Consider the following 23,974-nt stretch of genomic DNA (forward strand, 5'->3'; position numbering starts at 1 on the left):
TGCGACGGTCAGGATGAGCGTTCACAGTCGGCAGTGTCTCGGCCAAAGGTATTTGCGCAACAGGTATCGCGGGGTTCTGCGACGCATTGGCGTCCGCTGGGCATCTGCATTGGAGTGAGTGGTGGCCAGTAAGGGCGGAACTGTAACAATTGAACATGTGGCGAGTGCCGCCGGTGTTTCGCGACAGACGGTGTCGCGGGTCATCAACAATGGCCCGAACGTCAAACCTGCGGTCAGGGAACGGATTCTGCAGGTCATTGACCAACTGGGATATGTACCCAATCTGGCTGCCCGGCGCATGGGCGGTGCCCGGTCTTATCTGATCCTTGCGATCAATGACCGACAGCGAACAATCCACAACTGGCAGGCTGGCCTGGGCAACGATTGGGTGGACCAGATGCTGTATGGCGGCATGCTGACCTGTGAGGAGCGGGGCTACCACATGCTGTTCGAGCTTGTGGACACTCAGCAGGAGTGTGCGGTGCGCCAGGTCGAACGAGCGCTGGCGGCGTTGCAGCCAGACGGTGTCATGCTGACGCCCCCCCACACCGAGAACACAGCCTTGTCCGGCTTGCTTGAATCCCGCGGCATCCCTTATGGCCGGATCGGCGCGGCGGCGCGGGAGGACGGGATCAACGTCTTCATGAATGATGCCGAGGCCTCATCGGCCGCAGTGCGCCATCTGGTCGAGCTTGGCCACCAGCGGATCGCTTTCATTTCGGGCAGTGCCGACTATGCGGCATCGGACACGCGGCTTGCGGGCTATGGCGCGGCGCTCGCCGGATATGGAATTGCGGCAGTCGATGCCTATGTCGAACACGGCGATTTCAGCTTCGCCTCGGGCGTCGCGGCGATGGACAGGCTCCTTGCGCTGCCAGTACCGCCTACTGCCGTCATCGCCAGCAACGACGAAATGGCGTTCGCGGCGCTTCATGCTGCCGATGCTCGCGGCATTGCCGTGCCGGGAGGGCTGTCTGTGGTCAGTTTCGACGATACGCCCGGTGTGCGCTTCAGTGTGCCGCCACTCACCGCGATCCGCCAACCGATCGCTGATCTGAGCGCCTCGCTGTGCGGCCGTCTCGTGGATGCGGTCAATGGGGCCCCTCGGACGGGTAATCACGAACTGCCGTTTGAGCTTGTCGTCAGGAAAACCACGGCAGCGCCAGCTTCATGACCGACGCCCAGCGTCGCTTCGCCCTGGCCTATGTCTGTGCGAATGTCGGGGCCTTCTTGTGCTTTGTGCCGCTGATCAGCCTGATGCTGCCGCGGCGCATGGCAGAGCTTGATCCTGCCGCAAGTCTCGTCTCGACAAGTTGGGCGCTGCTCGCCGGAGCGGTGGCCGCGAGTCTTGCGAATATTGTGGGCGGGGCGGTCAGTGACCGGGTGATGGTCCGCTATGGCACGCGCATGCCAATGATCGCGTTCGGTTTGGTCGCCACCTTTGCCGCCTTTCCGGCGCTCGCGCGTGCCACCACTGCCGCTGATCTGGTCCTTGCATTCATGCTGTTCCAAGTCTGCTTCAATTTGATGTTCGCGCCGCTTGGGGCCCTGGCGACCGATTATGTGGCGGATGAGGACAAGGGGAGGATGTTTGGGCTGCTCAATCTGGCCTTGCCGATGGGACAGGGAGCGATCTTTCTCGTCGCACTAAGTGGCGTCACAAGCTTGGGTCCCATCCTTTTGGTGATTGCCCTTGTAGCGACGCTCTGCCTCCTGCCATTGCTGCTGCAAACCCATATCTGGCGCTGTCCCCAGCCTGACCCGGAGGCCCGTCTGAACTTCGGCCAGATCGATCTGCCGTGTGCGCGCACGGTGTCGTGGGACTTTGCGCGGGCATGGATGGCGCGGCTGCTTGTTCAATGCGCCTCTGTTGCAGTCGGCAGCTATTTGTTTCTTCTCCTCGCTGGATTGCCGGAGACAAGCCGCAGTGAAGGATTGGCCTCGCAATGGTTTGGACAACTGTCCTTGCTCGGCGCGGTTCTGAGCGTCATCGCTGGCTGGTCCATTGGATATCTCTCCGACCGGATTGGCCGCCGTCGTCCGTTTCTCTGGTTGAGTGCGCTTGCTGTCGCTGGCGGTTGTGCGGTCATCGCCGGTGCAGAGGGGCGTCTCCAGCTGGATTTGGGATTTGCGCTATTCTCGGTTGGTCTCGCCGCGTTCCTGACCATCGACGGCGCGCTTGTCGCGCAACTGGTCGGCAACTCGCCAAACCGGGCATTCCTTCTGGGCATATTGAACCTGACGAACACCCTTTCGGGAGTCATCATCCCTGCGATGACGATAGCCATGGGTCAAGCGACTGGCGCAGCCAGCGGCTGGCTGTTCGCCGCCGCCGCCGCCGGGGCCCTTTTGGCGGCCCTTCTCGCCCTGATGATCAGGACCATTGATTAGGCTCAGGACCCATTGATCTGAAAGGCATGATCTTATTCAGGCTCCGCGAGGAGACTGAGCATGAGCGACCTATTTTGGCTGACGGACGAGCAGATGGCGCGTCTGTCGCCGTATTTTCCCAAGAGCCACGGCAAGCCACGGGTCGACGACAAGCGGGTGCTGAGCGGGATCATCTTCGTCAATCGGAACGGCCTGCGCTAGCGGGATGCGCCGAGGGAGTATGGGCCGCACAAGACATTGTACAACCGCTGGAAACGGTGGGGTGAGATGCGCGTGTTCACTCGGATGATGGAGGGCCTGTCCGCGCAAAGGGCCGAGCCACAGACCGTCATGATCGACGCGACCTATCTCAAGGCCCACCGCACGGCGTCCAACCTTGGGGTGAAAAAGGGGATCTCGGGCGCCTGATCGGGCGCACCAAGGGCGGCATGAATACGAAATTGCACGCCATCACCGATGCCAACGGCCGCCCTTTGAGCTTCTTCATCACGGCAGGCCAGGTCAGCGATTACACTGGCGCAGCGGCCTTGCTCGACGATTTGCCCAAGGCCAAGTGGATGCTCGCCGATCGGGGCTATGACGCTGACTGGTTCAGAGACGCGCTCGAGCAAAAAGGCATAAAGCCCTGCATTCCGGGGCGAAAATCTCGCTCCTTGCCGATCAAATACGACAAACGCCGATACAAGCGCCGCAACCGTATCGAGATCATGTCCGGGCGCCTCAAGGATTGGCGCCGCATCGCAACGCGATATGACCGCTGCCCAACCGTCTTCTTCTCCGCCCTCGCACTGGCGGCCACCGTGCTCTTCTGGCTGTGATCAGTGAGTCCTGAGCCTAGTGATCTCAAGGTGCATTGCAGTAACGTGGCACCTTAGGTGCTACGGCCTATGGCCGTCGTCAAATGAATATAGCTGCTCACGGAAATCCGCCGCGACCATCAGCCCGAACCGGTCCCACCAGAAGTTAACGGTCGCGTGGCACATGTCGAACCCGCGCTCGAACAGCCGATCCTCCGCGTTCCGCAGCGACAGCGGAGACCGGCCGCACATCATCATCACCAAGCGGATCAGCTCAGGTGATGAGTTGAAATAGCGGAACGCATTGGCGGGCTTTCTGGGTCTCGGCATACCATGCCGCTTGCGGCTATCAGTTGCTCCGCTCATCTGGGGTGGTTGCGTTGATCGCTCCCCACGCAGATTTCAATGCGCTGGCTGTGCCCGTTCCGAAAACATATCGATCAGGCCTGATCAGCATCGCTTCGGCACCATGCGCATCCAGCCATTCGCCTATCTGAGCGGCAAATGGCGCAACCGCTGCTATCCCCATATCGTCACGACGGATTATCTTGGGCTCAAGACCCAGTACGTCGTCCAGCTTTTGGCCGTCTGACGAGATAAACTGGGGGAAATAGCTTCCTGCACCAGGGCTGCCTGTCAGAATTTTGCCTTGGGAGATGGGAGGATAGACTGGTGGTGCCGTCGGCAAAAGTCTTAGGCGTCTGGCCAGTTTGAACTTTGCATCGCGCAGCCAGGCCCGCCATGGGCACGTTACACATACGGTCTTGCCCATCATGATGGCCATATCGATGGTTGCGCGCAGATTGGGTTCGCGTTCGGGTTGATATGTATCCAGAAGGGCTGGGTCGGCATTGTCTTTGGTGACGGCTGCCAGTTTCCAGGCCAGGTTGGCGGCATCGCGGAGACCCGAACACATCCCCTGTCCGGCAAATGGCGGAGTCTGGTGCGCGGCGTCTCCGGCCAACAGGACCCGGCCCTTGCGCCAATTTTCGGCGATCCTTGCCCGAAACGTATACACTGCCTTCCGCTCCAGCCTGACCGCCCCTTTCACATCCCATGGCTCAAGCAGTCGTTCGATAAAGCTGTCTTGACAGACCTCCTCGGCTGTTTCGCCGGGCTTGATCATGAATTCCCATCGATGCCGCCCCTCGCCCATCAGGACGCAGGTTGTCGGTCGATCCGGGTCGCAGATCTGGAGGTTTGCGGTCGGGAGCCTTGAGCTGTCATCGACCAGCACATCGACAACCAGCCACGGTTCCTCGAAATTGAGGTCATTGAAGCTGATTCCTGCCGCTTTGCGAACCGGGCTACGGGCGCCATCTGCACCGACAAGATATTGGCACTGAATTCTGTAGTCCCCGTCTGGCCCTGAAATCCGCGCGACGACGCAGTCACCATGTTCTTCATATCCGGTGGCTTCTGACGAGGTGCGCAGATCGGCGTTCGGTGCGCTCGCGAGGGCCTTGCGCAACTGGGCCTCAACACTGGGTTGGTGGATCATGTTGGCGGATGGCCAGCCGCCAGCCCCTGTCCGGGTTGCCCCCTCAAAACGCAAAAGCACATCGCCTTTCGCATTGATGAAGTCATAGCGGTCGGCTCGCCGCGCAGTTGCCATGACGGCGTCGGCGACGCCCGCTTCCTGAAGGATCCGCATCCCTTCGTGGTCGATATGGGCAGCCCGGGGCAACGGGTAGATGTCTGCCTCCTTTTCGACGACGATGACGTTGACACCCCTTCGGGCAAGCAACACCGCCAGGGTGACCCCCGTGGGACCGCCGCCGGCGATCAGCACGTCGCACATCGCATCAATTTTCGGCTTGGTCATCACATCATCCCCGGTTTTGCACCAACATGCCCGGGTGGCAGGGCCAGGCCGACGCGCCTTCTTGCGTAGGGTCCATGTGCCGGGAGATTGTCGAGAATGACTTTTGCGGCGTCCTCGTACGTCACGATCAACTCGGGCAGGCGCGCTTTGAACGCCTTCAAAATGCGCAAGGATTTGAATAATCGCGGCGATCCTGGCCCGTCGACTGGCCAGCAATCCACGCTGACCCGTAAAGCACTATGCGGCAAGCCATCCGCGGCCGACACCATCGGGCCGGGACACAGCATTGACCAGTCGAGACTGGTCATCGCGACGCGCGCATGATTGTGGATGTGCTGTTTGAACGGCTTTGGAACGAAGGGGAGATCCGCGACCCGCAGATCGCTTCCCGGAACATCGAGAGCCGCTGCACCGCCGAACAGCCATAGCCGGCCATTGGCCCCCAGAACCTGTTCGGCCGTATCAATCACCCTCTGGACCATCGACACAAAGTCCGCGTCCACCGTGGCATTGCCGGCCGCGTTGACCACTGCGTCGGCACCCTTCATGGCGTCGGCCAATGCGGCCCTGTCGGCAAGGGTGCCCGTGCGGATGCTGAGCTGTTCGCATGCATCGGCCCCAAGCAAATCCCTGATCTTGTTTGCGCTGCGCACATAGACTCTAGTGTCAAGTCCCCGCGCAAGTGCACCTTTCGTCAGGGCCAGTCCGCTGTTGCCGGTAGCGCCGATGATAAGGATGCGCACGCCTCAGTCCTCGGCAACCATGGTTGCCTCAATGTGGCCGAGTCCATCGATTTCGCACCGGACCACATCCCCTGCCTTCAGGAACTGGCGCGGGTCCATAGCAGCGCCAATTCCCCCTGGCGTGCCGGTGAACAGGCAATCGCCCGGCTCAAGCGTCATGCCGCGAGACAGATGTTCAACCTGCTGCCAGATATTGAAAACCAGATGCTTCGTGTTGGAACTTTGGCGTTGCTCCCCGTTGATGAAGCACCGAATGCCAAGATCGTGCGGGTCGCTGACCTCATCGGCTGTGACGATCCAGGGGCCCATGGGAGCATGGGTGTCAAAACTCTTGCCGAACGACCACTGCTGTGTGGCGTGTTGGGCCATGCGTTCGGTAACATCATTGCCCACACAGTAGCCGAAAACCCTGCCCGGAGCGTCCCCCGCAGGGATGTGCTTGCCGCCTTTGCCCATGATGGCCACCAGCTCGACTTCATAGTCGTTGGTGAAGGTGCCACGAGCGATTTCAATCGGGTCATACGGGCCGTTGACCGAGGTTTGCGCCTTGGTGAACCAGACTTGCTGTTCCGGCGTACCCATGTTCGATTCAGCAATATGATCAGCATAGTTGAGCCCGATCGCGAAAATCTTTCCGGGACGCTGAACAGGTGCTTCCAGCTTGACCGACGTCAGCGGTATGCCGCCACCGCTCGCCGCCTTCGCCTCCAGTTCAGGCTTGATGGCATCCCACTGGCGGATGAGGTCGATCATTGACCCCTCAATGCCGGTTTCGATCACGGTCTCGCCCGTTACAATCCCGGTTCGGGTGTGGCCATCGGCGGTGAAGGTGCAGAGTTTCATCAGGCAGTTTCCCTGTTTTTGCGACGGAAGAGGCCAAGAACGCGCAAGCGCACGGCCATCAGAAACGAAACCAAGCCAGCGGGTGGTGCCACCCTGCCCGCGAACATCGGATGGGGTGTTCCCCATTGGACGTCGAGAAGCGCGCTCATCGGTTGTTTGTTGGGTGGATCGTCGGCTGTGAACAGGTCGCCGTCGGTCCAATGTTCCAATTCGTTGCCGAACGGGTCTTTCCAATAATCAAAAATCTGGCTGCCCATGATGTGGCGGCCGACGCCCCATGCCTGTTGCCGCTTGCGGGCTTTGAGATGCTGGTGACCGAGCATCAGGTCGTCGAGATTCGCCACTTCGAACGCCGCGTGAAGGATTCCCAGCTCACCCGGCAACTGGGCAAGGAAAAGGGTGTGATGGTCGGCCGGTTGGTCACCGCGGTCGCACCGCATGAATGCACCCAGAGGGACATTGGCGGCCGCTTCGACCTCGTCCGAGGTAATGAATCCAAAGCGATCCTTGTACCATTGTTCGGATGCCCGGAAGTCGCTGACCTTCAATACGGCATGTCCGATCCGACTGACATGGGCCGGGCCGGGATTGACCCGGACGGTTGCCCGATGCCGAGTTTTGGCCGCGGCACTGTTGCGTGGCGGGTCCGAAAAGGGGAGGGCAGGATCTGCGTTTGCCTGTCCTGCGACAACCTCAACCAGGTAGCCGTCCGGATCGGTCAACCGGACGATTTTACCACCGCCAGGTTCGTCAAGTTCATCGACACTCGTTCTCTCGCTGGCGGCGAGACGTTCCAGATCGGCAACGCTTGCCGCTCGAAAACCCACCGCCAGAAACCGGGCTGCACCCCGTTCGGTCACATGGACAAACGGACGGCCGTCCGTTGCACGGCCATAGAGCCGGCCCGCTGTTTCGAAGCATGTCAGCCCGAAGTCCTCAAGGAATGAACGCATGGCCGAAAGGTCCGGCGCGGCATAGCGGACATGGGCAATGTCTTCGATGCGGATCGTGCTCATCAGCAAGCTCTCCCGTCCCAGGTACTGCCCGAATCGTTAGTTGACTATTTGGTCAAGTTATTGACACCGGGGTGGCCGGTCAAGTAGGTTGCTCTCATGTCCGCCTTGCCCAAAAATCCCCGCTCCCAGCGTACCTATCGCGCTCTTGTGGTAGCCGGTTTGGAACTGCTTGCAGAACGCCCGATAGACGCACTTGCAGTTGACGAGATTGTCAGCCGGGCGCGAGTAGCAAAGGGAAGCTTTTTCAATCACTTTCATGACAAAGCTGCTTTTGGTCGGGCGATTGGTGGGGAAATCCGTACTGAGCTCGAGGAACGCATTGGTCGCGCCAACGCCACCGTAAGCGACCCTGTGGCCAGATTGGCCGGAGGTATGCGCACCGGCCTGATTTTTGCGCTGGAGGAACCGCGCAAGACCAAGATCATGCTGCTTAACATGAGCCAATCCACCTTGCGAGATCAGCCGTTGAATCAGGGCGTGGCCGCAGACATGAGTGCCGCTTTCGCAACCGGCCGCCTGCGCAAGGAAGCGCGGGAAAGCGGAATCCGTTATTGGCTCGGCCTCTGTCAGGTCCTCATGATCAACGCCATCGAACGTCGCGTGGATGCGACCGAGGCAGCCAAGCGGCTTGAGGATATGATCATATTGGCGCTTACCGGATTGGGCCTTAGCGGAGACGATGCCGCCAGCTATGCCGCGTCACAATCGCAGCTTTTGCTGGAGGAACACCAGCCTTGAACGGTTTCAGACTGTCCGGATCGCGCCGGCTTGGTGGATTGACTTGACCATATGGTCATAATCGCTCAATAGTTGACTAAATGGTCAATGAGGGGAGCGTATGAAGCGGTTGTTGGCTTGGGCGGCGTTGGGTGCCGGAGTCGTTGTCGCGACAGCATTTCTGGCATTCCAGCTTTCGCCGAATTTGCAGGACCGGCTTTTTGCCATTGGCGCCCGCCAGCAGTTGGCGCGAGCCAGCCAATTGCCTGTCACCGACGACGCGCTTCGTGTGCTGCTGTGCGGAACGTCCAGCCCCTTACCGCTCAGGCAATCTGCCAAGGCATGTACGCTCGTAGTGGCGGGCGGAAAGTTGTTCATCGTCGATATCGGACCTGAATCTTCTGAGAATCTGGCTCTTTGGAGAGTGCCCACGCCGCAGGTGGAGGCAGTCTTTCTCACCCACTTCCATTCCGACCACATCGGCGAATTGGGTGAACTGAACATGCAGGGGTGGGCGCAAGGTCGCCGGTCGCCGCTAAAGGTGTTCGGGCCTGCAGGTCTCGAGCAAGTCGTCGGCGGATTCAATACTGCCTATAGTTTCGATCGCACCTACCGCAACGCGCATCATAATCACGGCCAGGGATTGCTGCCGATCGATGCGGCGGTCATGGTTCCCTATCCGTCCGATTTCGTGAAACCGGGCGACACGCCGGTTGGTCGCACTCAGGTCATCTACAGCTCCGGTGGCGTGACGGTCACTGCCATTGAAACGGATCATCGACCGGTCTCGCCTGCCTTCGCTTACCGCTTCGAGTACCGAGGGCGCTCCGTCGTCATTACAGGCGACACTGTCTTGAATGACGGATTGGCAGCAGCGGCCCGCGGCGCGGATGTCCTGGTGAGCGAGGCGCAGGCCCACCATCTGCAGAACATTATGGCACAGGAAGCAGACGCCATTGGTCAGGACACGTTCGCCAAGGTCCTGCGCGATACCAGCCGTTATCACATCAATCCGGTTGAGGCGGCGCGACTCGCCAACAGGGCGGGAGTGCGGGAATTGATTTTTACCCACATGGCGCCGCCGTTGGTTTTCGGCTTGCTTCGCACGCCATGGTTGCGGGGAGTGAGCGAAGAGCGGGCGGATGGGGTAACCATTGGCCGCGACGGTATGCTGATCAGCATACCGGTCGATGGCAGTGATATCCGCTTCGATCAACTTGAAGGATAAGAGAGGTGCGGTCAGACGGTTCTGTCAGACCAATCGCAACTTCTCTCCGTTCGGCGCAGCTAGGGCAGGGGAGTGCAGTCTTCAGGCCGTGAGCGATTGCCACTCAGCCAGGACAGCTGAGCGGTGGAGATTGTAGGTTCATCGATCAACGAAGTGGCAGTTTGAGGCGATGTGGTTGTGGAATGAGGCGTGGACGGAGGCGAACTTCTGTAGCGACTTCATTTGCCGGAACCGCAGCATCGCCCGCTCTCGTCGCCTGAAGGGCACGTGGCTGTAGAACTTCGCCTTCCTGGTCGACTGCGCGCCAGAGGTAGTGCATCTGGCCGCCGATCTATACGTACATCTCGTCGAGATGCCATTTCCAATGGCCGAAGCCCTTCATCCGGGAATCCCGCTGACGTCGAACAGCAGTTCCTCCACGTTTCGCAGCGACAGTGGAAACCGGACATACATCAGCACCACGAGGCGGATCACTTCGGGCGATGAGTTGAAACAGCGGAACGGATTGGCTGGTTTGCGAGGTCTTAGCATGCGCAGGAGTTAGCCGCCCACAGTCAATCAGCCTAGCCGGTGCATCTGCTCTGACAGTGCCCGCCCGGTTAAACACTAGCTATTTGCAACAGTTCTTAGGCCATCCACATTCAGTATTTTGACTTGTCCATAACTAGATCGGACCAGACCAATCTTCTCGAACGAGGACAAATGTGAGTTCACTGTTTTTCGAGTGAGCCCCAGCATTTCGCCCAGTAGTTCCTGACTGACACGCAAGGTTGCCGTGCCTTCAAGGCCGCCGCCATCGATTGCCGCCAGCAATCGCGCGGCAATCCGCTGGCGAGGCTTCAGAGAAATGACCTCTGCCGCCATTTGCAATGCTCTGCGGGTGTTGGCGTAGGCAAACCCGGCGATCGCGCGCCAGACTTCTGGGAACTGCATCGCGACACGCTCAAGAGACGTCTCGGAAACTTCCAGCAGCAGGCTCGGTTCAACGCAAACCGCCGTTACCAGCCGCGGACCACCGCTGTAACGGGTGGCGTGACCTAGCACTGCGCCGGCCGCAACGACGCCGATCATCACGGCCCGGCCTCCCGGTGCGGCACAGAAGGAATGGAGCGAGCCGTCGATAACTACAAATAGGCCGCTGCGATCATCGCCTTCCGCCTGTGCCCATTCACCGGCATTCAGTCGGACCAGCCTGCCTTCCTGCACCAGTTGCTGCACAAGAGCTGTCGGGTAATCCCTCAGCCAATCGGACGCGCTCAAAACATCCAGTGCCAGATTGCGCTGTTCCTGCTTCATTGCAACCAACTGTAACTCGGGTGACAGTTGGTTGCAATCCGACCTGATAGCCAAGGGCCAGAGGAATGGGCAGGAGCCATCTATGGCCGAAATGCAGGACGCAGGAAAAGTGGTGCGGATCGGCGGCGCGACCGCGTCCTTTTCCGATACCGCGCTGTCCGTTACGCAACTACTCTCGGGTGGGGCGCTGGATTATCTGATCTTCGACTACCTGGCCGAAGGGTCGATGGGCATTTTTGGCCGGATGCAGGCCGCCGATCCCGCAGCGGGATATGGCACCGACTTCCTGACTGTTCATGTCGGTCCGCATCTCTCCGAAATAGCATCGCGGGGCGTCAAGGTGGTTGCCAATGCCGGCGGCGTGAACCCGGCAGGACTGGCGGTAGCGCTTGAGGCGTTGATTGCCGAAAAGGATTTGCAACTCAAAGTTGCCTATGTCGAGGGCGATGACCTGAGACCGCGCCAAGCGGACTTGCTGAGCGCCGGCTGCCGCGACATGTTCACCGGCGCTGAATTTCCCGACCATGTGCTGAGTTCCAACGCCTATTTGGGGGCATTTCCCATCGCAGCCGCCCTTGCCCATGGCGCGGACATTGTCATTACCGGGCGCGTGGTCGACAGCGCGGTCGTGCTCGGGCCGTTGATTCACGAATTCGGCTGGTGTTCCGACGATTGGGATTTGCTGGCGGCTGGCACTTTGGCCGGGCACGTGCTGGAATGCGGCGCGCAGGTCACTGGCGGAACGTTCACCGATTGGCGGGACGTGCCCGATTGGGCCAATATGGGATATCCGATCGGTGAGTGCCGGGCCGATGGTAGCTTCGTCGTGACCAAGCCGACCGGGACCGGCGGCCTTGTGTCGATCGGGACCGTGGCAGAGCAGATCTTGTACGAAGTGAGTGATCCTGCCGACTATATCGTTGCTGATGTCCGGTGCGATTTCAGCAATGTCGTGCTCAACGAGGCCGGTCCGAACCGCGTGCTTGTTTCCGGTGCAAAAGGTCGGCCGGCGACAAACACGTACAAGGCGTGCGCGACATTTGATGCCGGCTGGCGAACCACAGCCTATCAACCGATCATCGGGGAGGATGCCGCCGCGAAGGCGGTTCGTCAGGCTGAGGCGCTCTTCGCACGGTCCCGCCTCCTGCTGCAGGCACGAAACCTTGCCAACTTCAGCCAGACCGATGTGGTCCTGATCGGGGGCGAGGCAAGCTTTGGAGCCCATGCCAATCCCGCCGGATCGCGAGAGGTGATTGCAAAGCTGGTGGTCGATCATCCAACCCAGGAGGGCGCCGCGATCTTTGCCCGGGAACAGTGGGCGGGGATTTCCGGCATGGCGGTGGGAACGTCTATCAATCTCTCGACAAGCGTCATGCCGGTCACCGGGATTTTCCTGTTCCTGATCGATAAGCACAAAATCGTGCCCACTATGACCATAAACGGGGTGACGCGCCAGTTGCCCCAGCATCCCGGGCTGCCAGTGAATGGGCAAGGGCACGCACCCGAGCGACGCACGATGGCTGTCGCACCTGCCGGAGAGGTGACTGCCAGTCTGGTCGATCTGGCATGGGTACGCAGCGGTGACAAAGGGCATCTGTTCAACGTCGCTGTGATCGCCCGAAAACCGGAATATCTGCCCTATCTGCAAGCTTCGCTAACACCCGAAGCGGTTGGTGAATGGTATCGCCATTTCGGCCGCGACGGGCTCGCTCCGCGCGTTGATTGCTACGATGTCCCGGGGCTCCACGCACTCAACTTTGTGGTCCATGACGCGCTGCAGGGCGGCATCAACGCCAGCACCCGCTTGGACCCGGCGGCCAAGGGCATGGGGCAGATGCTGCTGCGCTTTCCGATCCGCATTGCCGACCGCATCTGGCCCGGGCCTTCCGCTCCGCCAAAGGCATAGGCTGGAGGATGCCTTTGGCATGGCGCGCGTCCGGTCCGATCAGACAAGGAACAGAATGATGGCATCTCCCAGACGATCCAATCCGATTTTGGAAAAGCTGGCGCCCAACCCGGGCCGTTATCCGCTGCTGCCGGAACTGACCCCGCATCAGGAACTGGCCTTGCTGTGTCGCGCGCTTCACCGCGAAGGCTATGACGATCATATCGCCGGTCACATCACGCTGGCCCAGCCTGACGGAACATTCCTAGTCAACCCGTGGGAGCTGGCCTGGGATGAGGTCACCGCTTCCGATATCATTCGCATTGATGGCAGCGGTGCCGTCGTGGAAGGCGACTGGAACGTCACACCGGCCATCGGTCTCCATCTGGCGGTGCACCGCGACCGGCATGACATCAGGGTGGTCATGCACAACCACCCGCGTTGGGGGCTGGTCTGGTCAGCATGCGGCCGGGTTCCACCGGTTTATGACCAGACGTCTGGGCAGGTCGCGGGCGATCCCGTCTTTTACGATGAATATGCTGGCACCGTTGATGGCTTGTCGGAAGCGCAAGCAGCCGCGGCGGCGCTGGGTGCCGGCAAATGGGCGATCCTGAAAAATCATGGAGTCTTTCTGGTCGGCAAGGACGTGCGCCAGGCCCATTTGCGGGCGATCACACTCGAACATCGCTGCCGCCTTGCATGGCAGGTTGAGGCACTCGGGATCGGCACGCCGATCACCGACCCCGCCACGCTCAAGGTTGCGCAAATGTCAGATGATCTGGGCTTCCCCTTCCTGTGGGAGGCCATGGCCCGGCGTGAGATCCGGCAGGACGCTGCCGTGCTTGGCGAAGGCACTGCGGCAGCCGGCACGGGGGCAATTGCATGAACACCTGCGTGATCACTGGCGCGGCGAGCGGCATTGGCGCTGGCCTTGCCCGCTACGCGGCATCGCGCGGCATGAAGCTGGTCCTGGCGGACTGGAACGAAGCAGCGCTGAACCGGCTCGCTGAGGATCTGCCCACCGAAGTCCTCGCCGTGCAAACCGATGTGCGGGATGAAGTGGCGGTTGAATCTCTCGCCAGGGCAGCCTTTGATAGGTTTGGCCAGATCGATCTGGTCTTCAACAATGCCGGCGTGCTTTCCAGCGGCCTGACATGGGAAATCGACGCAGCGACCTGGCAGCGATCGCTTGCGGTGAACATCGGCGGTGTCGTCAACGTCATCCGGGCATTCGTGCCGAGGCTTATTGCTGCAGACCGGCCGGCAAGGATCGTCAATACGTCATCGCTGGGTGGGTTCCTGACCTCTCCGTTCATGGCTCCTTACTCGGCCACCAAATTCGCGATTGTGGCAATTTCCGAGGCGCTAGCCGCAGAACTGGCCGCGACGGGCAGTAAGGTGCAGGTCTCGCTCCTTGCTCCCGGTCCGGTCAGAAGCGCGATCATGGACGAGCCGGCGCCCGCTCCAACAGCGGGCTTCATGGCCATGCTGCGCGGGATGAGCGATGAAAACGGCATGAGCCCGGATCAGCTTGCCGGGCTGGTGTTCGAAGCGATCGGACGAGGTGAGTACTGGATCATTCCTCATCCCGAAATGTTTGACGAGCCGCTACGCGATCGGACCAGGATGATCATCGATCGCAGTCCGCCAACCAGCTTCGGCCTTGTCGCAACCCCGATTGAAGGCGAGGGCCAGCATGATGGCAAGTGATCCTGGAATCTTTGATGTCGTGATCATTGGTGCCGGATTCTCTGGCCTCTATGCCATTCACAAATTGCGCAAGACACACTCGGTTGTCTGCCTGGAGGCGGGTGATGGTGTCGGTGGTACCTGGTACTGGAACCGCTATCCGGGCGCACGGGTCGATATCAAGAGCGTCGAATACTCGTACGGCTTTGACGAAGAGCTGCAGCAGGATTGGAAATGGCCGGAGATCTTCTCCGCGCAGCCGGATCTTGAACGATACGCAAACCATGTCGCCGATCGCTTCGACTTGCGGAAGGACATCCGCCTTTCGACGGCGGTAAGCTCACTTTCATTTGATGAGGCCCGCAACCGCTGGGATGTGCGGTCAGCCAATGGCGATCACATCGTCTGCAAATATGTCGTTGCGGCGACGGGTGCCCTGTCGGCTCCCAACACACCCGATTGGCCGGGGCGGGAGAAATTCCGGGGCGAAATCTATCACACGTCAAGGTGGCCCGATGAGCCTTTGGATCTGGCAGGCAAGCGTGTGGGCATCATCGGTACTGGTTCAACTGCGATCCAGGCCGCACCGATCCTCGCAGAACAGTGCAAGCATCTTACGGTTTTTCAGCGCACTCCGGCTTACAGCATGCCTTCGGGAAACCGGCCAATGGATGTTGCGCTCGAACGCGACTGGAAAGACAACTATCCTGATCGACGTGTCCGGATGCTCGACACTTACGGGGTGTCGATCATAGATTACCCGACCAAGTCTGCGCATGACTACACGCCGGCCGAACAGCATGAAATTCTTGAAGCGGGTTGGGCTTCGAAAAGCGCATTCCAACTGATGGTCGCCTTCACCGATGTCATGACTGACCGCGCGGCCAACGAAGTGGTCTGCGAGTTCGTTCGCGGCAAAATTCGTGAAATCGTCGAGGACCCGGATACCGCGGAGAAGCTGTGTCCGAAGGATTATCCGATCGGTGCCAAGCGGCTCTGCATCGACAACGGCTATTATGCGATGTTCAATCGCGCCAACGTTTCGCTGGTCGATGTGAAAATTGCTCCAATCGAGGCGTTCACGCTCAACGGATTGAAGACGAGTGAGGCCGACCATGATCTGGATGTCATCATAACGGCAACGGGCTTTGATGCATTGACCGGGGCGCTGACCCGGATCGATGTCACGGGTCTGAACGGACTGACGCTGGCGGACAAGTGGCGGAACGGACCAACCGCCAATCTCGGGTTCATGATCGCCGGTTTTCCCAATCTGTTCATGGTCCACGGCCCGCTGACGCCTGCCGCCCTGGCCCAGATGATCACCGCGGGCGAGTGGCAGGTCAATTATATTGCGGGCATGATCACTGACTTGGAAAGGGACGGATTTTCGAGGATCGACACCAGCATTGAGGCCGAGCAACTCTGGGCTGCGGAAGTCGACGCCACAGCGTCGCATACGCTCTATGGTCAGGCACGATCTTGGTACAATGGCAGGAATATCGACGGGAAGGAAGGAGGCTTCATGGTCTATGTTGGTGGCTTCCCGCGCTATCGCGAACTCTGCCAGGCCGCCGTTCAAAACGGATTTCAGGGCTTCCTGAGAAGTTGACTGACCGGGAGTCCCTTATGATTGATCCTCACTTGCAAGCCATGCTGGACACTATGGCGCAAGCCGGCTTTGCATTGCCAGACCCTTTGGAGCCGGCCAGTTTGCGCGCCTTTCTGGACGTGCCCATTCCGGGGCCTGCGGTTGATATTGCAGAGCGCTGTGATCTTGCCATCGGGTGCGAAGGGCGTCAGCTTCCAGCGCGTCTGTACCATCCCGAGCCAGATCAGGTGCTGCCGCTGATACTGTTCTTCCATGGCGGTGGATGGGTCCATGGCACTCTGGACACGCATGACAGGCTTGCCGCCACTCTGGCCAATGAGACCCGGTGCGCTGTGTTGTCCATCGGCTACCGGCTGGCGCCCGAACATCCGTTCCCCGCTGCCTATGACGATGCGCTGGCGGCCATTGCGTGGGCAAAGAGCGAGGCCGCGAGGTTGGGCATCGACGCGGGCCGGATGGCCGTGGCAGGAGACAGTGCCGGCGGCAACCTTGCGGCTGCCGCGGCCCAGTCGCTCGCCGGAGATCTGGCCATATGCCATCAGCTGCTTTTTTATCCGGCCTTGGATGCAAGCTGCTCGACACCGTCGTTTCAGACCGAGTTTCCAGGTTTCCTAAGTGCCCGGCAGATGCGCTGGTATTGGGATCAATATGCACCGGACCGAGTCGGTGAGGCTCTGGCCAGCGACCAGCGCGCATCGCCCTTGGCTGGCCCGATCAGCCCGTATGTTGCGCCTGCTACAATCGTCGTTGCCGGCAATGACCCGCTCCATGATGAAGCGGCGGCCTTTGCGGCAAAGATGGAGGCGGCTGGCGTCGCGGTCGCTCTTCATTCCTATCCCGGCGGCATCCACGGATTTGCAAGCATGGTTGGCATGGTGCCCTTGGCGGATGAAGCTGTTTCGGCGGCGGCCTCGGCCTTGCGCACAGCCCTTTGTGACGGTCCGGTTGCGGCGGGTTTGGACAATGGGAGCAGGAAGAGATGACGATGGATACCAGTGACACCCCCTATCTCGCGCGCGGTGTGCAGTTGCTTGGCACGGACTCGTCCATATTGGTCTCCTCCTCAAAATATCTGAACGAGCCGAGATTGCGCGACTGGGTTGCCAAGATTGCACTCAAGAAAAATGGCGCCGATTATCCACCGGCAGCCGAAATGTATGAGCTGATCCAGATCCTTCAGGATCTCAGGGACTTTGGTCGCATAGAAGAGCTGTTCAGAGAGGAACGCAGAGTCAATCCGGCTCTGGATCAATGGTTCAATGAATGGTTTTGTTCTGATTACACCATCGACGACCTTCGGGACTGCGCGCCCGGTACCGTCGGCGGCATCTATTATCAGGCGGCGACCGAGGGCAATTACGAGCTGCAAATCGTTCCCAACTTCCAGCCGCAAACCCAATGGCAATATTATTCCCTGCGTGCCGGTCAAACGCATGATTACGAACATATTTTGACCGGAGGTGGCTTCAACTATATCGGCGAGCTGCTGCCCTACTGGTTCCGCCTCGCGACCATCGACCAGCATATCCAGAACAAAGAACTGGCCGGGGAGATGAACGTGATGGGCATCTTGGGCACCACGCGGTATCTGCTCCGTACCGTGCTGCACTATCCGGAAACCTGGGGAGCCGCTCTGAAATGCATTGAGCAGGGCATAGCCATCGGACGCAATTCGGAGCCGTTTTGGATGGCGAAGATGGAGGACTATTGGCACACCCCACTCGATGAAGCGCGCAGGAAACTGGGGGTTCACGGAGCTCTCGATCTGGATACGGAAGCCGAAGGCCGGATCTGGGGCGGGCTGAGAGCATAGGGCTGGCCGAGGTGCTGTCGGCGTAGCTCCAACCAGTCTCTGCTGGTCAAGGATGGGACAGGGAGATGCAGCTTTCTCGCCCCGTGTCTTTTGACGTAGCTGTCGAAAATCTCGCGAACATTGGACCAAAGCGGTTCCACCAGAAGCGCAACTTCTCGTGGCAGATGTCGATCCCGCGCTCAAACAGCAGGTCCTCGACGTTCCGCAGCGACAGGGGAAACCGGACATACATCATCACCACGAGGCGGATCACCTCAGGCGACGAGTTGAAATAGCGGAAGGGATTAGCGGGCTTGCGGGGTCTGGGCATCGGCCGAAGCTACCGGCTCTCACCCATCCCGCCTAGCCGGTGCAATTGCTCGGACAGAACCCCCCAATCGCATTCCCTGTTATTGCATCAAAACAGGGAAAATCAGCCAAACCCAACCGGCCCCTGTACGAGCGGAGACAAGGGGCCACGGTGGGATCCCGAACGGGCACAAATTCTCCGCTGTTTTGGCCGGCGGTAGGGTTTGGACGCGTCAACGCGCCCGCAGTCGCGGCCCTCAAAGGGCCGGTGTCAGACGGAGACGGGTGCTGGGGGTGGCTGGCGGTGGGAAAGATTCTGCGGACGAACTCTCTTTCGAATAATACATTGTATCACAATGATAAATTTAGATTCCTCCAGGCAGTCCGCTGGTTGAGCGTACCTGGTTCAAGCCCTTGCGCTTTCACGATGCGTCAAGTTCGACAGTGGCTTTGATACTGAAACCCCGCTCTCGTGGCCCGCAGTGGATTCCGATGCAAATCCCTCCTATTATCCTCCGGAGATGAGCCAAACCGGACATCACCGCTGATAATAAGGACGTTATGCCTCATCACACGCCACTCATCGGAACAATAGTTGCCGGACTTGTCGTAGCATTCGTGATGGGTGCCCTCGCGCATCGGCTCAGGATTTCACCGCTCGTTGGTTACCTTCTTGCGGGTGTGCTTATCGGTCCGTTCACTCCGGGTTTCGTGGCCGATTCGGGACTTGCCAATGAATTAGCCGAGCTTGGCGTAATTCTTCTCATGTTCGGGGTTGGTCTCCATTTCTCGCTGCGAGACCTGTTGGCAGTCAAAAACATCGCCGTACCCGGTGCTATCGTACAGATAGCCGTCGCAACTGCGCTCGGCGCTGCTTTGGCCATCTCACTGGGATGGAGTGTTGTTACCGGTCTAGTTTTTGGCTTGTCGTTGTCAGTGGCCAGCACCGTCGTTCTGTTAAGGGCGCTGCAGGGACACAAGCTGGTCGACACCCAGCAGGGCCGCATTGCTGTGGGCTGGCTGATCGTTGAAGACGTCGTGATGGTCCTGGCGATCGTGCTGCTTCCAGTCCTGGCCAATATCATGAGTGGGGGCGGGGTAACCACGAGCACGGTGGTCTACACGCTTGGTGAAGCGGTACTGAAAGTCGTGGGCTTTATCGCGGTCATGCTGCTGGCGGGCAAAAGGTTGATCCCTTGGGTGCTGCACTGGGCGGCCCATTCCGGTTCGCGCGAACTGTTCCGTCTCGCTGTCCTATCAATTGCGCTAGGTGTCGCCTTCGGCGCCGCCTTCATTTTCGAGGTGTCATTCGCGCTCGGCGCGTTCTTTGCTGGTATGATCCTCGGCGAAACAACGCTGAGCAAGCGCGCGGCCGAGGAGACTCTCCCGCTACGCGATGCCTTTGCGGTGCTTTTTTTCGTCTCGGTAGGCATGCTTTTCAATCCGGCGGTGGTGATTGACCAGCCTTTGCCGCTATTGGCAACGGTGGCCATCATTCTGGTGGGGAAGTCAGTTGCCGCCTATTTTATCGTCAGGGCCTTTCGCCATCCAAACCGGACGGCGCTGGTGGTTTCTGCGAGCCTCGCGCAGATTGGCGAGTTCTCCTTCATTCTCGCAAGCCTTGGCACCGGCCTTGGTCTTATACCGGCTGAGGCGCGTGATCTGATACTAGGCGGGGCGATCATCTCGATCGTTGCAAATCCCTTTATTTTCTCGATCGCAGCCGGATCCATGGTCAAAGCAGGTCAAGCTGCGGCTGCGCATGCAGTTGCATTAGAGGAAAAACGGGAAACAGATCGGCGCGAGCATTTGGTACTGGTGGGGTATGGAGCCGTGGGGCAGCTTGTTGCTGCCGGTACCCGCAATGCAGGCCGCGCGATCGTCATCATTGAAGATCAGGAGGATATTGCTCGGAAGGCCGAGGCTGATGGTTTTGTGGTTATCGTGGGCAATGCATCTGATCCCAATGTCTTGGAAGAAGCTGGAATCCGACATGCCAGCAAACTGGTGATTGCAATTCCTGAGGGGTTTGAGGCGGGCAGTATCGCCGAGCACGGCCGAGCGCTGAACAATCGGGCAATCGTAATCGCAAGAGCGCATTCGGACGCGGAAGTGCAGCATTTGCAGAAGCATGGTGCTCATAATGTTGTTTTGGGCGAGCGTGAGATTGCAGACCGAATGCTCTCGTTAGCGGCCTCCTTACGGTCAGCCTGAGAGGACTGAACTTCATGCGAACGGGCCTGCCGGCTTGGGTTAGTCCGCATTCGTAAAATGCCGATAGCTAGGATTTGCCCTACGTCTGCCAACCTTTCTTCTGCGGTCATGGTGTTGGGGTCTGGGCACCCCGGCGCCCATCTGACCCTCGGCTGCGCCACAGGATAAAGCTCCATCACGAGATTGGGCTTCTTCGCCAGCAGGGCGAGTAACACCTTGGCCGCCCCCGACGGCTGCCGGCGACCTTGTTCCCAGCTTACAAGCGTGCCTTCCGGAACACCAATGCTGGCGGCGAAGTCGTTCTGAGATAAGCCGGTCCGTTGCCTGATCGCTGTCACGTCGACTGATGGTATGTTCCCATGGTGTCTGCGGGCGCTTGTGTTGTCTGCCTCCAGGAAAGTGACTGTAACATTGAGCTCTTTTCTGGGCTTTCTATGGTGCTGCATCGTTACCTGCCATTTTTGATCCGAACTACGCCAGTGGCCTAGGTCGTCGCAGACAGCGAGAACATCATGACGACCGAACCTCGAAAGAAGGGGTTCGGTCGGTGAAAATGGCTGTTTTCTGCGGCTTTAGGTTTTCTGGTAGGTGATAGAGTTCGTGATGCTCTCGGTAGGCGGTCGGTTTTTGCAACTCACGGCCTGTGGGTGACTAAGCGGCAGTGGAGAGCTATTCTCCCAAAAAACGACGCAAAATCAGAGGTTTTTAAGAAGACGTGCCCACCGACCATGGTCAAGGGAGACAGTTTGTTTCGCAACTCGGTGCGTTGGCGGAGCGGGAGGGATTCGAACCCTCGATACGCTTTTGACGTATACTCACTTTCCAGGCGAGCGCCTTCGACCACTCGGCCACCGCTCCGCATTGCTCTGGAAGGCGCGGCACTAGCGGGATGCGGGCGGGCTGGCAAGCGCCCTTGCATCATTGCGGCGACTGGCACAGTCTGTCGCCTATGACCGACGCATTCACACTCCGCCGTCCCCTTGCCGCCATCCTGTCGAGCGCCGCTCTGGCCGCCCTTGCGCTGACTGCCGGTCCTGCGATGGGGCAGGGTGCATTAGCCCCTGTCGCCCCGACAGCAACACCACCGGCCCATCCCGCTCCGTCGGAGATTGTTGCCGCCGCCCCCGCAACCGACTGGGTGGCGATCCCCGCCTCCGACCTCCTCGTCATGACGCTGGCGCCGGATCCGCGTGGCGGTGCAGGTCGCACAGGGGAACGCCGCGTCATCATCCAGTTGATGCCCGCACCGTTCAGCCAGGGCTGGGTCGCGAACATCCGCACACTCGCCGCCGCGCATTGGTGGGATGGCCTCGCCGTCACCCGTGTGCAGGACAATTATGTGGCGCAATGGGGTGATCCCGATGGCGAGGACCCGGCCAAGGCGCGGGCGCTGCCAGCAGGGCTCAGGGTGATGGGTGAGGCTGACTATGCGGTCCCGCAAAGTGTCGCCGTCGAGACTGGTATTCTTGACGAAACAACATCCTTTTGGCGGCAATTCTACGAACTGTTCCAGTCACGCGAGGGAATGCAGCAATTGATGGGCCCTGATGGGCAATTGACGTCGCGGCGCATGCCCGTTTTCGGCTGGGACAATTATGGCGGGTCTTTCCACTTCTTCAGGGGATGGCCGCTCAGCATGACGGCGCGCGAAGGCACCCCCGGCAATTATGCCCCCGTCCACTGCTACGGCATGGTCGGCGTCGGCCGCAACATGTCGCCCGACACCGGTTCAGGCGCGGAACTCTACACTGTCATCGGCCACGCCCCGCGCCATCTCGACCGCAACATCGCGCTGGTCGGCCGGGTGGTCGAGGGGATCGAGCATCTCTCCTCGCTGCCACGCGGCACCGGCCCGCTGGGTTTCTATGAAACGCCCCAAGAGCGCACCACCATAACATCCATCCGCCTTGCCAGCGAACTGCCTGATGCCGAGCAACCGCGCATGGAATATCTCTCAACCGAAAGCGCCAGCTTCGCCCGCTATGCCGAGGCGCGGGCCAACCGCCGCGATCCTTTCTTCAACATTCCCGCAGGCGGGGCGGATGTTTGCAACATCCCGGTCCCGGTCCGCCGGGTCAGGGCCGGCGGCTGAGCGGCCTCACGCCCCGCCGTCGCCCGCATCTTTCTCACCCATCGCCCGCGCCTGTGCCTTCCTCCGGCGCAGGTTGGTGCGCAATTGTTCGGCCAGCCGCTGGGCGCGACGTTCGGCTTCGGTTGGCGGCTTGGGTGGGGTGCTGTTGCTCATCACCCGCTGCCTAGAACCTCACGGCCCGCCCGCGCAAGTCCCGCGTTCCCAGCAAATGTTGCACATCCCCCGCTGCCATGCCTTGACAGGCCGCGAGCCGCCAGCCATAGGCCGCGCCTGCCCCGCAGATGGCTTTGCCTTGCCGGGTCCGGTTGCTGCTGTAGCTCAGTGGTAGAGCACTCCCTTGGTAAGGGAGAGGCCGCGAGTTCAATCCTCGCCAGCAGCACCATTTTCTCCCTCCCGCCTCAGCGATCCGAGACGAAATTGGGCCAGCCCGTTGCCATATAGTTGACGAACGCGGGCCCCAGAAATTCACTTTCCAGATAGGCGCGGGATACCGGCAGCGGCGTCGCGGCAAAGCCCGCGTCGGCCAGCGCCTTTTTCGGCCAGTCATGGTGCAATATCGCCCCGCGCCCGATCAGCACAAAGTCCGCGCCATGGTCGAGGCAGGCCTGCGCCTTCTCCGCACCCATCAGCTTGCCCGCCACGCCCAGCCGGCAGGTGCCGCGCTCCAGCCCGGTGAACCAGTCGATCAGCGGCTTGCCCTTGTGCCCCTCGTCAATCGGTTCCTTGAAACAGTCCCACAGCGACATGTCGAGATAGTCGAGTTGCCCGCCGGTCATCAGGTCCTGCGCGAACTGTCGTGTCTCGCCAATGTCGACGCCAAAGCGTTCGGGGGAGAGGCGCAGGCCCAGCTGGAAATCCTTGCCAGTGGACGCCCTGATCCCGTCGATCACCTCACGAATGATGCGCGTGCGCCCGGCATAGTCACTGCCATAGCCATCCTCGCGCCTGTTCTGTTCCACATTGAGGAATTCGCAGAGCAGGTAACCATGCGCGCCGTGAATCTCGACGCCGTGAAAGCCCGCCTTTTCCGCCCGCACCGCCGCCGCGACATAGGCGTCGCGCGCCGCCTTGACCTCGTCGGTGGTCAGCGCCCGCGCGCCAAACTCGCCGCCATCCCACGGCGCCACCAGGTCACCGCCATTCAGCTCGCGCACCGCCCGCTCGCCGCCATGGTGGATCTGCACGCTCGATGTGCTGCCCGCCGCGTGGATGCCGTCCGCCAGCCGCTTCAGTCCTTCGATATGGCTGTCGTTCCAGATGCCGAGCTGCCCGGAAAAGGCCTTGCCGCTCTCCTGCACATGCGCCGCACAGGTCATCGTCAGGCCGAACCCGCCCTCGGCCCGCTTGGTCAGCCAACGATACTCATCATCGGACAGCGTGCCATCCTCATGGCTCTGGAAATTGGTCAGCGGCGCCAGCATCATCCGGTTGCCCATCGCCGGGCCACGGTCAAAGCGCAGCCCATCACCCAAAGTCGTCACGCGTCACTCTCCCCTCACATCTGTTGCCAAGCTTCTATGAAGCC

21 protein-coding genes, 2 tRNA genes and 3 pseudogenes are annotated in these 23,974 nt (G+C 60.2%); 14 read left to right on the plus strand and 12 right to left on the minus strand.

Annotated features, from left to right (window positions below; translation table 11 throughout):
• Positions 1-121 precede the first annotated feature (121 nt).
• From GV829_RS09180 to GV829_RS09190, 3 genes and pseudogenes are all read left to right on the plus strand, one after another.
• On the plus strand, positions 122-1,174 hold the full coding sequence (locus tag GV829_RS09180) for a LacI family DNA-binding transcriptional regulator (protein WP_246202800.1): 1,053 nt from the start codon (positions 122-124) through the stop codon (positions 1,172-1,174).
• Positions 1,171-2,391, plus strand: coding sequence for an MFS transporter (locus tag GV829_RS09185; protein ID WP_169946033.1), 1,221 nt, complete (start codon positions 1,171-1,173; stop codon positions 2,389-2,391). Before GV829_RS09180 ends, GV829_RS09185 begins: the two co-directional genes overlap by 4 nt.
• Positions 2,392-2,451: 60 nt before the next feature.
• Positions 2,452-3,209: pseudogene (locus tag GV829_RS09190) on the plus strand (IS5 family transposase).
• 60 nt (positions 3,210-3,269) lie between these two features.
• Here GV829_RS09190 and GV829_RS09195 read toward each other — a convergent pair.
• The 5 genes from GV829_RS09195 to GV829_RS09215 are packed head-to-tail and all read right to left on the minus strand — an operon-like array spanning position 3,270 to position 7,615.
• Positions 3,270-3,518, minus strand: a complete 249-nt coding sequence (locus tag GV829_RS09195) for a hypothetical protein (RefSeq protein ID WP_169946035.1) — start codon at positions 3,516-3,518, stop codon at positions 3,270-3,272.
• Between the two features lie 19 nt (positions 3,519-3,537).
• Complete coding sequence (gene mhpA / locus GV829_RS09200) at positions 3,538-5,013, minus strand: bifunctional 3-(3-hydroxy-phenyl)propionate/3-hydroxycinnamic acid hydroxylase MhpA (RefSeq protein ID WP_169946037.1); 1,476 nt, start codon at positions 5,011-5,013, stop codon at positions 3,538-3,540.
• Entirely contained in the window at positions 5,013-5,756 is a 744-nt protein-coding gene (locus GV829_RS09205; RefSeq protein WP_169946039.1) for an NAD(P)-dependent oxidoreductase, read from the minus strand. Before GV829_RS09205 ends, mhpA begins: the two co-directional genes overlap by 1 nt.
• 3 nt (positions 5,757-5,759) lie before the next feature.
• A complete protein-coding gene (locus tag GV829_RS09210) occupies positions 5,760-6,599 on the minus strand; it encodes a fumarylacetoacetate hydrolase family protein (protein WP_169946041.1) in 840 nt (279 codons plus the stop codon).
• A complete protein-coding gene (locus GV829_RS09215) occupies positions 6,599-7,615 on the minus strand; it encodes a VOC family protein (protein WP_169946043.1) in 1,017 nt (338 codons plus the stop codon). Before GV829_RS09215 ends, GV829_RS09210 begins: the two co-directional genes overlap by 1 nt.
• A gap of 96 nt (positions 7,616-7,711) precedes the next feature.
• On the opposite strand from GV829_RS09215, the gene GV829_RS09220 reads away from it, so the two are divergent.
• Positions 7,712-8,353 carry a TetR/AcrR family transcriptional regulator gene (locus GV829_RS09220; protein WP_169946045.1) on the plus strand — a complete coding sequence of 214 codons (642 nt, stop codon included), beginning with the start codon at positions 7,712-7,714 and terminating at the stop codon, positions 8,351-8,353.
• A 100-nt stretch (positions 8,354-8,453) separates the two neighbouring features.
• Complete coding sequence (locus tag GV829_RS09225) at positions 8,454-9,560, plus strand: MBL fold metallo-hydrolase (protein ID WP_169946047.1); 1,107 nt, start codon at positions 8,454-8,456, stop codon at positions 9,558-9,560.
• Positions 9,561-9,698: 138 nt separating this feature from the next.
• Here GV829_RS09225 and GV829_RS14450 read toward each other — a convergent pair.
• Together GV829_RS14450 and GV829_RS09235 are read right to left on the minus strand one after the other, a co-directional pair.
• Positions 9,699-10,091: pseudogene (locus tag GV829_RS14450) on the minus strand (DDE-type integrase/transposase/recombinase).
• Positions 10,092-10,166: 75 nt separating this feature from the next.
• The gene (locus GV829_RS09235) at positions 10,167-10,856 is read right to left on the minus strand and encodes a Crp/Fnr family transcriptional regulator (RefSeq protein ID WP_169946049.1); all 690 of its coding nucleotides are present in this window, start codon (positions 10,854-10,856) and stop codon (positions 10,167-10,169) included.
• An 82-nt stretch (positions 10,857-10,938) separates the two neighbouring features.
• On the opposite strand from GV829_RS09235, the gene GV829_RS09240 reads away from it, so the two are divergent.
• The 6 genes from GV829_RS09240 to GV829_RS09265 are packed head-to-tail and all read left to right on the plus strand — an operon-like array spanning position 10,939 to position 17,855.
• Positions 10,939-12,762, plus strand: coding sequence for an acyclic terpene utilization AtuA family protein (locus GV829_RS09240; protein ID WP_246202803.1), 1,824 nt, complete (start codon positions 10,939-10,941; stop codon positions 12,760-12,762).
• A gap of 55 nt (positions 12,763-12,817) precedes the next feature.
• A complete protein-coding gene (locus GV829_RS09245) occupies positions 12,818-13,627 on the plus strand; it encodes a class II aldolase/adducin family protein (RefSeq protein WP_169946051.1) in 810 nt (269 codons plus the stop codon).
• Positions 13,624-14,451: an SDR family NAD(P)-dependent oxidoreductase gene (locus tag GV829_RS09250; protein WP_169946053.1), complete on the plus strand. Its 828-nt coding sequence runs from the start codon at positions 13,624-13,626 to the stop codon at positions 14,449-14,451. Before GV829_RS09245 ends, GV829_RS09250 begins: the two co-directional genes overlap by 4 nt.
• Positions 14,438-16,042, plus strand: a complete 1,605-nt coding sequence (locus tag GV829_RS09255; RefSeq protein WP_169946055.1) for a flavin-containing monooxygenase — start codon at positions 14,438-14,440, stop codon at positions 16,040-16,042. The genes GV829_RS09250 and GV829_RS09255 overlap by 14 nt, the downstream gene beginning before the upstream one ends.
• Before the next feature lie 41 nt (positions 16,043-16,083).
• Positions 16,084-17,025, plus strand: coding sequence for an alpha/beta hydrolase (locus GV829_RS09260; RefSeq protein WP_246202805.1), 942 nt, complete (start codon positions 16,084-16,086; stop codon positions 17,023-17,025).
• The gene (locus tag GV829_RS09265; RefSeq protein ID WP_246202807.1) at positions 17,022-17,855 is read left to right on the plus strand and encodes a Coq4 family protein; all 834 of its coding nucleotides are present in this window, start codon (positions 17,022-17,024) and stop codon (positions 17,853-17,855) included. The genes GV829_RS09260 and GV829_RS09265 overlap by 4 nt, the downstream gene beginning before the upstream one ends.
• Before the next feature lie 112 nt (positions 17,856-17,967).
• Here GV829_RS09265 and GV829_RS09270 read toward each other — a convergent pair.
• Positions 17,968-18,165 (minus strand): annotated as a pseudogene (locus GV829_RS09270) (IS6 family transposase); the annotation flags it as partial.
• Between the two features lie 539 nt (positions 18,166-18,704).
• Between GV829_RS09270 and GV829_RS09275 the strand changes: the two are divergent.
• The gene (locus tag GV829_RS09275) at positions 18,705-20,357 is read left to right on the plus strand and encodes a cation:proton antiporter domain-containing protein (RefSeq protein ID WP_160772929.1); all 1,653 of its coding nucleotides are present in this window, start codon (positions 18,705-18,707) and stop codon (positions 20,355-20,357) included.
• Here GV829_RS09275 and GV829_RS09280 read toward each other — a convergent pair.
• Entirely contained in the window at positions 20,282-20,803 is a 522-nt protein-coding gene (locus GV829_RS09280) for a helix-turn-helix domain-containing protein (RefSeq protein ID WP_169946059.1), read from the minus strand. The genes GV829_RS09275 and GV829_RS09280 overlap by 76 nt on opposite strands.
• 321 nt (positions 20,804-21,124) lie before the next feature.
• Positions 21,125-21,215, minus strand: a tRNA-Ser gene (locus GV829_RS09285).
• Positions 21,216-21,306: 91 nt separating this feature from the next.
• Between GV829_RS09285 and GV829_RS09290 the strand changes: the two genes are divergently transcribed.
• The gene (locus tag GV829_RS09290) at positions 21,307-22,449 is read left to right on the plus strand and encodes a peptidylprolyl isomerase (RefSeq protein ID WP_425505410.1); all 1,143 of its coding nucleotides are present in this window, start codon (positions 21,307-21,309) and stop codon (positions 22,447-22,449) included.
• Positions 22,450-22,455: 6 nt separating this feature from the next.
• Here the strand turns inward: GV829_RS09290 and GV829_RS09295 are convergent, their stop codons facing one another.
• Positions 22,456-22,602 carry a hypothetical protein gene (locus GV829_RS09295; RefSeq protein ID WP_169946061.1) on the minus strand — a complete coding sequence of 49 codons (147 nt, stop codon included), beginning with the start codon at positions 22,600-22,602 and terminating at the stop codon, positions 22,456-22,458.
• 154 nt (positions 22,603-22,756) lie between these two features.
• On the opposite strand from GV829_RS09295, the gene GV829_RS09300 reads away from it, so the two are divergent.
• A tRNA-Thr gene (locus GV829_RS09300) sits at positions 22,757-22,831 on the plus strand.
• Positions 22,832-22,847: 16 nt separating this feature from the next.
• On the opposite strand, the gene GV829_RS09305 is transcribed toward GV829_RS09300, so the two are convergent.
• On the minus strand, positions 22,848-23,930 hold the full coding sequence (locus tag GV829_RS09305) for an NADH:flavin oxidoreductase (protein ID WP_246202808.1): 1,083 nt from the start codon (positions 23,928-23,930) through the stop codon (positions 22,848-22,850).
• Positions 23,931-23,974: the final 44 nt, after the last annotated feature.

Source organism: Sphingomonas lacunae (genome assembly GCF_012979535.1).
GTDB lineage: Bacteria > Pseudomonadota > Alphaproteobacteria > Sphingomonadales > Sphingomonadaceae > Sphingopyxis > Sphingopyxis lacunae.

What these genes read in the sequence shown, in the direction of transcription:
- GV829_RS09185 (WP_169946033.1), top strand. Translation starts at nt 1,171, where the DNA reads ATGACCGACGCCCAGCGTCGCTTCGCCCTGGCCTATGTCTGTGCGAAT.
- GV829_RS09195 (WP_169946035.1), bottom strand. Translation starts at nt 3,518, where the DNA reads ATGCCGAGACCCAGAAAGCCCGCCAATGCGTTCCGCTATTTCAACTCA.
- mhpA (WP_169946037.1), bottom strand. Translation starts at nt 5,013, where the DNA reads ATGACCAAGCCGAAAATTGATGCGATGTGCGACGTGCTGATCGCCGGC.
- GV829_RS09210 (WP_169946041.1), bottom strand. Translation starts at nt 6,599, where the DNA reads ATGAAACTCTGCACCTTCACCGCCGATGGCCACACCCGAACCGGGATT.
- GV829_RS09215 (WP_169946043.1), bottom strand. Translation starts at nt 7,615, where the DNA reads ATGAGCACGATCCGCATCGAAGACATTGCCCATGTCCGCTATGCCGCG.
- GV829_RS09220 (WP_169946045.1), top strand. Translation starts at nt 7,712, where the DNA reads ATGTCCGCCTTGCCCAAAAATCCCCGCTCCCAGCGTACCTATCGCGCT.
- GV829_RS09225 (WP_169946047.1), top strand. Translation starts at nt 8,454, where the DNA reads ATGAAGCGGTTGTTGGCTTGGGCGGCGTTGGGTGCCGGAGTCGTTGTC.
- GV829_RS09235 (WP_169946049.1), bottom strand. Translation starts at nt 10,856, where the DNA reads ATGAAGCAGGAACAGCGCAATCTGGCACTGGATGTTTTGAGCGCGTCC.
- GV829_RS09240 (WP_246202803.1), top strand. Translation starts at nt 10,939, where the DNA reads ATGGCCGAAATGCAGGACGCAGGAAAAGTGGTGCGGATCGGCGGCGCG.
- GV829_RS09245 (WP_169946051.1), top strand. Translation starts at nt 12,818, where the DNA reads ATGATGGCATCTCCCAGACGATCCAATCCGATTTTGGAAAAGCTGGCG.
- GV829_RS09250 (WP_169946053.1), top strand. Translation starts at nt 13,624, where the DNA reads ATGAACACCTGCGTGATCACTGGCGCGGCGAGCGGCATTGGCGCTGGC.
- GV829_RS09255 (WP_169946055.1), top strand. Translation starts at nt 14,438, where the DNA reads ATGATGGCAAGTGATCCTGGAATCTTTGATGTCGTGATCATTGGTGCC.
- GV829_RS09260 (WP_246202805.1), top strand. Translation starts at nt 16,084, where the DNA reads ATGCTGGACACTATGGCGCAAGCCGGCTTTGCATTGCCAGACCCTTTG.
- GV829_RS09265 (WP_246202807.1), top strand. Translation starts at nt 17,022, where the DNA reads ATGACGATGGATACCAGTGACACCCCCTATCTCGCGCGCGGTGTGCAG.
- GV829_RS09275 (WP_160772929.1), top strand. Translation starts at nt 18,705, where the DNA reads ATGCCTCATCACACGCCACTCATCGGAACAATAGTTGCCGGACTTGTC.
- GV829_RS09280 (WP_169946059.1), bottom strand. Translation starts at nt 20,803, where the DNA reads ATGCAGCACCATAGAAAGCCCAGAAAAGAGCTCAATGTTACAGTCACT.
- GV829_RS09290 (WP_425505410.1), top strand. Translation starts at nt 21,307, where the DNA reads ATGACCGACGCATTCACACTCCGCCGTCCCCTTGCCGCCATCCTGTCG.
- GV829_RS09295 (WP_169946061.1), bottom strand. Translation starts at nt 22,602, where the DNA reads ATGAGCAACAGCACCCCACCCAAGCCGCCAACCGAAGCCGAACGTCGC.